The sequence below is a fragment of the Pseudomonas putida W15Oct28 genome (assembly GCF_000708715.2).
Classification (GTDB): Bacteria; Pseudomonadota; Gammaproteobacteria; order Pseudomonadales; family Pseudomonadaceae; genus Aquipseudomonas; species Aquipseudomonas putida_R.
This window is the reverse complement of record NZ_JENB01000081.1, coordinates 1-8054: the sequence shown is the minus strand read 5'-3', so window position 1 is coordinate 8054 and position 8054 is coordinate 1. Positions and strand designations below refer to the sequence as shown.

Genomic DNA, 8054 nt, shown 5'->3' with positions numbered 1-8054 from the left:
GCGGCAATTGAAGAAGCCAGGCAGGATATGACCAGCTTCTTCATGAGATACAACCGAATCAGGCTCCACAGCTATAACAACTACCTGTCGCCAATAGCAATGGAGCAGCAGGCAGCTTGATCACCGTAATCGGTGTCCGGCAAAACTTGACCAGAACATGCCCGCTCCCACAGGTCCTTCACCGGCATCAAGACCTGTACAGTACCTGTGGGAGCGGGCGTGCCCGCGAAGAGGCCGGCACTGGCAACACACCCCTCCCAGGATTACCATGTCTCCCTTCTAGCGCGGCCCTTTGCCGCCCCTTGCCTCCCTGCCTGCCAAGACCTCATGCCCTTTGAACTCACCGTAGAACCCCTCACCCTTCTGATTCTGGTCCTGGTCGCCTTCGTCGCCGGTTTCATCGATGCCATCGCCGGTGGCGGCGGCCTGCTCACCACCCCGGCGCTGCTCACCGCCGGTATGCCGCCGCACCTGGTGCTGGGTACCAACAAGCTCAGCTCCACCTTCGGTTCGGCCACCGCAGGTTTCACCTACTACAAGCGCAAACTGTTCCACCCGGCGCAGTGGCGCCCGGCGTTGTTCGCCACCTTGACCGGGGCGTTGCTTGGCGCAGTCATCGCCCACTACATGCCAGCCGAATGGCTGAACAAGATGCTGCCAGTGATCGTCTTCGCCTGTGGCATCTACCTGCTGTTCGGCGGCACACCCAAGGCGCCGCTGGATGCCGATGCGCCGATCAAGAAGAAGTGGCAAGTGCCGCAAGGCCTCACCCTGGGCTTCTACGACGGCGTGGCCGGCCCGGGTACCGGGGCGTTCTGGACGGTCAGCACCCTGCTGCTGTACCCCATCGACCTGGTCCGCGCCAGCGGCGTGGCGCGCAGCATGAACTTCGTCAGCAACATCGCGGCGCTGACGGTGTTCATCATTTCCGGGCAAGTGGACTACATCGTCGGCCTGTGCATGGGCCTGTCGGTGATGGTCGGTGCCTTCTTCGGCGCACGCACGGCGATCAGCGGCGGCAGCAAGTTCATCCGCCCGGTGTTCATCACCGTGGTGCTGGCGTTGACCGTGCGCCTAGCGTGGCAGCACTGGTTCGGCCAACCCTAAACGGCGAGCCACATACAAATCGATCAAATACCGGGCAATGGAGCGCCCGGCGGGCAGCGGCGGCAGGGCGTGGACGCTGAACCACTGGGCGTCCTCGATCTCGTCCGGCTGCATGACGATATCGCCACCCGCGTACTCGGCATGAAAGCCCAGCATCATCGAGTGCGGGAATGGCCAGCACTGGCTGCCGACGTACTGGATGTTCTGCACCTCCACCGCCACTTCCTCTCGCACTTCACGCACCAGGCAGTCTTCGGCCGACTCACCTGGCTCGGCAAAGCCCGCCAAGGTGCTGTACACCCCGGTGACGAAGCGCGGCGAGCGCGCCAGCAAGATTTCATCGCCACGGGTCACCAGCACGATCATGCTCGGTGAAATACGCGGGTAACTGCGCAGGTCGCACGGCTGGCAGTACATCGCCCGCTCCCAGCGAATTTGCGTCATCGCCTGGCCACAGCTGCCGCAGAAACGGTGCTCGCGGGCCCAGGTACCGATCTGCGCGGCATAACCCAGCACTTTGTAGGTGTCGAAGTCGCCTTCGAGCATGAACGCGCGCAGCCCGCGCCAGTGGCAGCCGGGCACGTCAGTGGCGCTGCGCAGCTCCAGCAGGAACACCGGCTGGCCGTCGAAATGGCCAATGCCGTGCTCGCACAACACATCGAGGTCCTGGCGCTTGAGCCAGTCGCGGGGGAACAGCGCACCGTTGTCGTCCACCAGAAACCCTTCCGGGCTGCGGGCCACGGCCACGCCCCCGGTTATCTGCGGGTCGAGTACTGCAGTAGTCCAGCGTGCTGACATGTCGGGGGTTCCTTGACTGCGCGTCCCCCGGCCCGATCAGTCGGCGAACGTCGGTTTCTGTTTGCTCATGTGCGCCGCCACGGCCACGCGCAGGTCTTCGGACTGCAGCATCGCGGCGTTCCAGGTGGCGATGTAGTCCAGGCCATCGTCGATGCGATGGTCACGCATGTAGCTGAGCATTTCCTTGGTGCCGGCCACGGCGATCGGCGATTTTGCAGCAATCTCCCGGGCGATGGCAAAGACGCCGTCAATCAGTGCGGCCTGATCATCATAGACCCGGTTGACCAGGCCGATGCGCAGGGCCTCGTCGGCCGCAACGTTGCGCCCGGTGAAGGCCAGCTCACGCATGATGCCGTCACCGATGATACGTGGCAAACGTTGCAGTGTGCCGACGTCGGCGGCCATGCCCATGTCGATTTCCTTGATCGAGAACTGCGCGTCGCTGCTGCAGTAGCGCATGTCGCACGCCGAGATGAGGTCGATGGCGCCGCCGATGCAGTAACCCTGCACGGCCGCCAGTACCGGCTTGCGGCATTTGTCCACGGCGGTGAACGAAGCCTGCAGGCGCTGGATGGTGCTACGCAGAAAGCGCGCATTGCGGCCCACGTCCTTGCCCATTTGCCCAGCCAGCGAGGCCAGCATCATCAGGTCGATGCCCGCGGAAAAATGCTTGCCGGCACCACTGATCACCACCGCCCGCACGGCATCGGTGTCGTCAATCCACTGGAAGATAGTGATTATCTCTTCCCAGAAGGCCGCGTTCATCGCGTTGACCTTCTCCGGGCGGTTGATCTGAACGTGGGCGATGTTGTCGGTCAGTTCAACCTTGAACGCACTGTACTCGGTCACGGGCGGCACTCCTGCGGGTGAAGGATTCATAGCGCGGATGGTAACCCAGCCCGGTGACCGCACTTGTGCCAAAAACGGGACTGCACGCCTTGCCTAAGGCGCGTCGATCCGGCACCGTGCGCCATCGCCGAATTATAAGGATACATATTCATGTCACGCTCCCTGACCGGCGCCCTCGCCCATGGTTTTCTGGGCCAGTCGCCGCTTTGGTACAAGGCGGTCATCTGCCTGTTCCTGGTTCTCAACCCGCTGCTGCTGGTCACCGTTGGCCCGGTTGCAGCCGGCTGGGCGCTGGTGCTTGAGTTCATCTTCACCCTGGGCATGGCGCTGAAGTGCTACCCGCTGATGCCCGGTGGCCTGCTGCTGATCGAAGCCCTGCTGTTGCAGATGACCACGCCACAGGCGCTGTACGAGGAACTGCAACACAACTTCCCGGTGATCCTGCTGCTGATGTTCATGGTCGCCGGCATCCATTTCATGAAGGAGCTGCTGCTGTTCCTGTTCTCGCGCATTTTGCTCGGGGTGCGCTCGAAGGCAGTGCTGGCGTTGCTGTTTTGCGTGCTGTCGGCATTTCTGTCGGCGTTTCTCGATGCGCTGACCGTGACGGCGGTGATCATCAGCGCTGCGGTCGGCTTCTACGCCGTGTACCACCGCGTCGCGTCCGGGGCCAACCCGCGCGAGGAAAGCGCGCTGGACAGCGACCAGCAGATCGCCCACCTGCACCGCGAAGACCTCGACCAGTTCCGCGACTTCCTGCGTAGCCTGCTGATGCACGGCGCGGTGGGTACCGCCCTGGGTGGCGTATGCACGTTGGTGGGCGAGCCGCAGAACCTGCTGATCGGCCACGAGATGGGTTGGCACTTCGCCGACTTCTTCTTCAAGGTGGCACCCGTGTCGCTGCCCGTGCTGGGTGCCGGCCTGCTGACCTGTGTGCTGCTGGAAAAACTGCGCCTGTTCGGCTACGGCACCTTGATGCCTGAACCCGTGCGCCAGGTGCTGGCCGCCTATGCGGCCGAGGACGACGCCGCGCGTACCCAGGCCCAGCGCATCGCGCTGTGGGTGCAAGGGATTGCGGCGCTGATCCTGATCATCTGCCTGGGGCTGCACGTGGCTGAAGTCGGCCTGATCGGCCTGATGGTGATCGTGCTGATCACCGCCTTTACCGGCATCACCGACGAGCACCGCCTGGGCCGCGCCTTCCAGGACGCCATGCCGTTCACCTCGTTGCTGGTGGTGTTCTTTGCCGTGGTCGCGGTGATTCACCAGCAGCAACTGTTCAGCCCCCTGATCAGCTGGGTGCTGACACTGCCGGCCGAGCAGCAACCGGGCATGCTGTACCTGGCCAACGGTTTGCTGTCGGCAATCAGCGACAACGTGTTTGTCGCCACCATCTACATCACTGAAGTGAAGCAGGCGTTTCTCAATGGTGGCATGAGCCGCGAGCATTTCGAAACACTGGCGGTGGCGATCAACACCGGCACCAACCTGCCCAGCGTGGCAACGCCGAACGGGCAGGCAGCGTTCCTGTTCCTGCTGACCTCGGCGATTGCGCCGCTGATCCGGCTGTCGTATGGGCGGATGGTGTGGATGGCCTTGCCCTATACCGTGGTGATGGGTGGGCTGGGATGGTGGGCGGTGACCTACTGGCTGTGAGGTAAACCTGCACTGCCCACTCGGCTAATGCAGTCCCTTGTAGGAGCGGCCTTGTGTCGCGAACGGGCTGCGAAGCAGCCCCGAGATTTCAGCGCAAGTGCACAGATTGCCGGGGCTGCTTTGCAGCCCGTTCGCGACACAAGGCCGCTCCTACAGAGGAACTGCATCACTTTCGAGACCTGTGTCGATTTTGCCTTTTGCCATTCGACTACCCATTAAAGCAGCCAACGGGCTGCCAACAGGAGAGTCCCCATGCGCAAACTCATCGTAGCCGCCTTCATCAGCCTCGACGGCGTGATGCAAGCCCCCGGCGGCCCGCAGGAAGACACCAGCGGCGGTTTTGCCTACGGCGGCTGGATCGTGCCCTACGCCGAGGAAGTCTTCGGCCAGGCCATGCAGGCATTGTTCAGCCAACCCTTCGAGCTGCTGCTGGGCCGGCGTACCTACGACATCTTTGCCGGCTACTGGCCAAAGATAAAAGACAACTCGCAAGACTTCTCCATCGCCAACCTGTTCAACAGCGTGCCCAAGCATGTGGCCACCCATACCCCTGCTACCCTCGCCTGGCACAACAGCCACGCCCTGGGCACAGACATCGCCGCTGCGGTACGCTCGCTCAAGCAACGGGACGGCGCCACCCTGCTGACCCAGGGCAGCGCCGAACTGGTGCAGCAACTGCTGGCGGCAGACCTGGTCGATGAACTGCAACTGCTGATCCACCCGCTGCTGCTCGGCCATGGCAAACGCCTGTTCGGTCATGACGCGGCGGCGGCAGCCTTCACCCTGCAGCACTCGGTGGTTTCACCCAAGGGTGTGGTCATCGCCCGCTACGTGCGCGCAGGCCAGGTGCAGACCGGTTCGTTCGACGAGGTGTAAATTCCGTACAACTTTTGCCCCGCGCCCGCATCGAAACACAGGTAAGTCCTATCCGCTCCAAGGAGGTTCATCATGGCGCTACGTACCACGCTGCTGCTGTCCTGCATGACCCTGGCCCTGCTCGGCTGCGCCGGCAACGACCAACCGGCACCGCCGCACACCCAGCAGGTCGACCTGCAACGCTACCAAGGCACCTGGTATGAACTGGGGCGGCTGCCGATGTTCTTCCAGCGCAACTGCGTGCAGTCCGAAGCGCACTATGGCCTGCGCCCGGATGGCCGCATAGACGTGACCAACCGCTGCAAGGAAAAGGACGGCCAGTGGAACGAAGCCAAGGGCATCGCCGAGGCCCAGCAACCGGGCAGCACCGACAAGCTGTGGGTGCGCTTCGACAACTGGTTCAGCCGCTTGGCACCGGGTCTGACCAAGGGCGAATACTGGGTGCTGTACCACGACAAGGACTACCGCGTGGCGCTGGTCGGCCACCCCAACCGTGAGTACCTGTGGCTGCTTTCACGCACGCCTGCGGTCACCGACCAGCAGCGCGAGCAATTGCTGAGCATCGCCCGGGAGCAAGGTTATGACACCAGCAAGCTCATCTGGCGGCAGGGAGACTAGCGGGCCGTCGACGGCGGGCGGCAATCCGGCTATGGTGTGCGCCCTTTCTCGCCTCGAAGGAACGAGACCGTTGAATACCAAGCCGCCATCCGCACCCCGCATCCGTTTTCTTGCCCTGTGCGTGTTCCATCACCAGGGCAAGATTCTGGTCAACGTGTTCGATGATCCCGTCACCGGCCAGACGCTGTCCCGCCCACTGGGTGGCGGTATCGAGTTCGGTGAGCTGGGCCGCGATGCCATCGCCCGGGAAATCATTGAAGAGCTGGGCCAGCCGATCAGTGATGTGCACCTGCTCGGCACCCTGGAAAGCCTGTTCACCTATGCCGGCAAGCCGGGGCATGAGATCGTGCAGGTGTACGATGCGCGCTTCGACGACGCCAGCCTTTACCAGCACGCCTGGCTGGACGGCCACGAGTCCAACGGCAGCCCGTTCCGCGCCCGCTGGTGCGACAGCGCCGATTTCGAGCGCACTTGCCCGCTGGTGCCACAAGGGCTGCAGGCGCTGCTGCGCGACTTGTCGCTGCTGGGCTGAAACAAGGAACCTGAGCATGGACCTGTTGTTCCTCGGCACCAGCGCCGGGGTGCCAACCAAGGCACGCAATGTCAGCGCCACGGCGGTGATCGAAGCCAGTGGCAGCCACTGGTACCTGGTCGATTGCGGCGAAGGCACCCAGCACCAACTGCTGCACACCCCGCTGTCGATCCGCGACCTGCGCGCCATTTTCATCACCCACGTGCACGGCGACCATTGCTTCGGACTGCCCGGCTTGCTGGCCAGCGCCGGCATGAGCGGGCGTACCCAACCGCTGGAGCTGATCCTGCCCGCCGCGCTGCATGACTGGGTCCGCCAGGGCCTGGCGGCCAGCGACACCTTCCTGCCGTTCGAGCTACGCCTGCTGGCCGTGGAAGAGTTGGTCGAATGGCGCAACGATACCCTGCAGGTGACCACCGTTCAGCTGTCGCACCGGGTGCCGAGCGTGGGGTTCGTGTTCACCGAACTCAACCCCGAACCGCGCCTGGACATCCCGCGCCTGGAAGCCGAAGGCATACCCCGTGGCCCGCTGTGGGGCGAGCTGGCCAAGGGTTTGACCGTGCAGCATGGCGGGCAGTGGCTGAACGGCAACGACTACCTGCGCCCCTCGCGCCCGCCGCGGCGGGTGATCGTGTGCGGGGACAACGACAACCCCGATCTCCTGGCCGAGGCTGCCAAGGGCGCGGATGTGCTGGTGCACGAAGCCACGTTCACCCAGGCTGTGGTCGAACGCACCGGGGTTACCTTCGGCCACAGCACCGCAGCGGCGGTGGCGCGCTTTGCCGAAGCCGCAGGCGTGCGCAACCTGGTGCTGACGCACTTCAGCGCCCGCTACCAGAACGACCCGCGGCGCAGCCCGAATATCGACAACGTGCGTGACGAAGCCCTCGCCCACTACCACGGGAAACTGATCCTGGCGCAGGACCTGCAACGCTATCGCATTGGCCGTGATGGCTGTCTTGAGCCAGCCGGATGAACTAACATGGCCGGTTTTTCCAAAGGGACTTGGCCATGCAACGCATCGTGATTCTGGGCAACGCCGGCAGTGGCAAATCGACCCTGGCCCGGCAGATCGGCGCCCGCATGGGGGCGTCGGTGGTACACCTGGACACGCTGTTCTGGGAGGCCGGTTGGGTCGAGCCGGATGCCGAGACTTTTCGCAGCCGGGTACGCGATGCGGTGAGTGGGGAAGCGTGGGTATGCGAGGGCAACTACAGCCGCCGCACCTTCGACCTGCGCTTGCCACGGGCCGATCTGGTCATCTGGCTGGATACACCACGGCTGACGTGCCTGAAGCGGGTAATCCTGCGCAGTGTGCTGAACAAGCCACGGCCAGACCTGCCGGCCGGGTGTACAGAGCGGCTGGACCGGGCGTTTCTTACTTTCCTGAAGTTTGTGTGGACGTTCGACCGGGGCTATCGGCCCGGGATCGAGGCGAACCGCCAGGCGATCGGGCCGCTGGTGCCGGTGGTGCATTTGCGCGGTGGGCGGCAGATTGCGGCGTTTCTGGAAGGCCTCACACAACCGCAACCCGCATGATCAGGCTGCTGCGGTTCTCGTTTGTGGGAGCGGCCTTGCCGGGGCGCCGGACCGGTCGGAAAGGGCTGCACAGCAGCCCCAG

At 63.9% G+C, this 8054-nt stretch carries 9 protein-coding genes; 7 read left to right on the top strand and 2 right to left on the bottom strand.

The genetic code is table 11. From position 1 onward, the window contains the following. The first annotated feature begins 327 nt into the window (after positions 1–327). On the top strand, positions 328–1107 hold the full coding sequence (locus AK81_RS27405) for a TSUP family transporter (protein ID WP_043204356.1): 780 nt from the start codon (positions 328–330) through the stop codon (positions 1105–1107). Here the strand turns inward: AK81_RS27405 and nudC are convergent. Both nudC and AK81_RS27395 read right to left on the bottom strand, forming a co-directional pair. Beyond that, entirely contained in the window at positions 1075–1905 is an 831-nt protein-coding gene (nudC, locus tag AK81_RS27400; protein WP_043204355.1) for an NAD(+) diphosphatase, read from the bottom strand. The two genes, AK81_RS27405 and nudC, sit on opposite strands and share 33 nt — an antisense overlap. 36 nt (positions 1906–1941) lie before the next feature. Continuing rightward, positions 1942–2754 (bottom strand): crotonase/enoyl-CoA hydratase family protein, encoded by an 813-nt coding sequence (locus AK81_RS27395; RefSeq protein WP_043204354.1) that lies wholly within the window; start codon positions 2752–2754, stop codon positions 1942–1944. 150 nt (positions 2755–2904) lie between these two features. Here AK81_RS27395 and nhaB point away from each other — a divergent pair, with 150 nt between their 5' ends. The 6 genes from nhaB (at position 2905) to AK81_RS27365 (ending at position 7972) form a co-directional block, all read left to right on the top strand. Next, entirely contained in the window at positions 2905–4407 is a 1503-nt protein-coding gene (gene nhaB, locus AK81_RS27390) for a sodium/proton antiporter NhaB (RefSeq protein WP_043204353.1), read from the top strand. Positions 4408–4659: 252 nt separating this feature from the next. After that, positions 4660–5283, top strand: coding sequence for a dihydrofolate reductase family protein (locus AK81_RS27385; protein ID WP_043204352.1), 624 nt, complete (start codon positions 4660–4662; stop codon positions 5281–5283). A gap of 72 nt (positions 5284–5355) precedes the next feature. Then, positions 5356–5901: a lipocalin family protein gene (locus tag AK81_RS27380; protein WP_043204351.1), complete on the top strand. Its 546-nt coding sequence runs from the start codon at positions 5356–5358 to the stop codon at positions 5899–5901. 31 nt (positions 5902–5932) lie between these two features. Then, positions 5933–6433 carry an NUDIX hydrolase gene (locus tag AK81_RS27375; RefSeq protein ID WP_050491957.1) on the top strand — a complete coding sequence of 167 codons (501 nt, stop codon included), beginning with the start codon at positions 5933–5935 and terminating at the stop codon, positions 6431–6433. A gap of 16 nt (positions 6434–6449) precedes the next feature. Then, positions 6450–7409, top strand: coding sequence for a ribonuclease Z (locus tag AK81_RS27370; protein ID WP_043204349.1), 960 nt, complete (start codon positions 6450–6452; stop codon positions 7407–7409). A gap of 35 nt (positions 7410–7444) precedes the next feature. After that, positions 7445–7972 (top strand): ATPase AAA, encoded by a 528-nt coding sequence (locus AK81_RS27365; RefSeq protein WP_043204348.1) that lies wholly within the window; start codon positions 7445–7447, stop codon positions 7970–7972. Positions 7973–8054 lie beyond the last annotated feature (82 nt).

Excerpts from the sequence above, each read along its gene's own strand:
- AK81_RS27405 (WP_043204356.1), top strand. The coding sequence starts at position 328 with ATGCCCTTTGAACTCACCGTAGAACCCCTCACCCTTCTGATTCTGGTC.
- nudC (WP_043204355.1), bottom strand. The coding sequence starts at position 1,905 with ATGTCAGCACGCTGGACTACTGCAGTACTCGACCCGCAGATAACCGGG.
- nhaB (WP_043204353.1), top strand. The coding sequence starts at position 2,905 with ATGTCACGCTCCCTGACCGGCGCCCTCGCCCATGGTTTTCTGGGCCAG.
- AK81_RS27385 (WP_043204352.1), top strand. The coding sequence starts at position 4,660 with ATGCGCAAACTCATCGTAGCCGCCTTCATCAGCCTCGACGGCGTGATG.
- AK81_RS27380 (WP_043204351.1), top strand. The coding sequence starts at position 5,356 with ATGGCGCTACGTACCACGCTGCTGCTGTCCTGCATGACCCTGGCCCTG.
- AK81_RS27375 (WP_050491957.1), top strand. The coding sequence starts at position 5,933 with ATGGTGTGCGCCCTTTCTCGCCTCGAAGGAACGAGACCGTTGAATACC.
- AK81_RS27370 (WP_043204349.1), top strand. The coding sequence starts at position 6,450 with ATGGACCTGTTGTTCCTCGGCACCAGCGCCGGGGTGCCAACCAAGGCA.
- AK81_RS27365 (WP_043204348.1), top strand. The coding sequence starts at position 7,445 with ATGCAACGCATCGTGATTCTGGGCAACGCCGGCAGTGGCAAATCGACC.